Origin of the sequence: Actinocorallia sp. A-T 12471 (assembly GCF_033875155.1) — a bacterium.
Taxonomy (GTDB): Bacteria; Actinomycetota; Actinomycetes; order Streptosporangiales; family Streptosporangiaceae; genus Actinocorallia.
The window spans coordinates 1-376 of the sequence record NZ_JAWZTE010000032.1; the positions used below are offsets into that span (position 1 = coordinate 1).

A 376-nucleotide genomic window follows, 5' to 3' on the forward strand; every position below is an offset into this window, starting at 1 on the left:
TGGTCCCACAACCCCGACCGTGCAACGCCCGCCGGCTATCACACACGATCGGTTTAGGCTCTTCCGCTTTCGCTCACCACTACTCACGGAATCACAATTGTTTTCTCTTCCTGCGGGTACTGAGATGTTTCACTTCCCCGCGTTCCCACCAACCTGCCTATGCATTCAGCAGGCGGCGACGCTCCATGAAGAGCGCCAGGTTTCCCCATTCGGAAATCCCCGGATCAAAGTCTGGTTGCCGACTCCCCGAGGCATATCGCAGGCTCCCACGTCCTTCATCGGCTCCTGATGCCAAGACATCCACCGTATGCCCTTAAAAACTTGAACCACACACAATGGCCCAAAACCAAGACATAAATGTGAACTGAAAAACTCT

The 376-nt window shown here is 54.3% G+C and carries 1 rRNA gene; it reads right to left on the reverse strand.

Features of this window, described 5'->3' with window-relative positions:
• A 23S ribosomal RNA gene (locus tag R9X44_RS35585) occupies window positions 1-327 on the reverse strand; the annotation flags it as partial.
• Between the last annotated feature and the right edge of the window lie 49 nt (window positions 328-376).